The following is a 594-nucleotide window of genomic DNA, read 5'->3' as shown; positions in this document are numbered from 1 at the left end:
CGCCGAGGATCAGGCCGCCGCCGTGGACGTTCAGCACGACCGGCGCGGGGGTCGGGCTCGCCGCCGGGGTGTGGAGATCCATGGCCAGCGGGATGCCGCCGGGGCGGCAGTACTCGACGGTGCTCAGCTGCCCGGCGGGCAACGCCCCCGGGGCGACCGCGCCGGGCGGGACGCCGGTGCCGGTGAAGCCGCCGCCCGCGGTGGTCACCCCGGCCGCGCCGACGGCCAGTACCAGGACGATCACGGGGAAGAGCGCGACCGAAGCGACGACCCACCGCAGGACGGACGGCTCCGGCCGGGGCCCGCGCGCCGCGACGGCCAGCAGCCCGAGGACGGCCACGAGTTGCAGCCCGGCGGCGAGCTGGTCGGTGATGCCGAGCACCGTGTCGGCGGGCTGCCACGGATCCGGGGCGGGCAGGATCCCGAGGACGCGATCCAGCACCCACACCACGAGCGGTGCCGCCGCCGCGGCGGCGCCGAACCGGACGGTGCGGCGCGTCGGCCAGCCGAGCAGGATGACCACCGAAGCGAGCTCGGCCGCGGCCAGGACGCCGAAGAGCATCGCGTACAGCTGCCACGTCCGCCACAACGTGG

General features: G+C 77.1%; 1 pseudogene. It reads right to left on the bottom strand.

What is annotated here, in order from left to right:
* Positions 1–594 (bottom strand): annotated as a pseudogene (locus QMK34_RS47645) (alpha/beta hydrolase); the annotation flags it as partial.

It is taken from the genome of Amycolatopsis sp. H20-H5, from assembly GCF_035828755.1.
Lineage (GTDB): Bacteria > Actinomycetota > Actinomycetes > Mycobacteriales > Pseudonocardiaceae > Amycolatopsis.
This window is presented reverse-complemented; position numbering and strand designations above follow the sequence as displayed.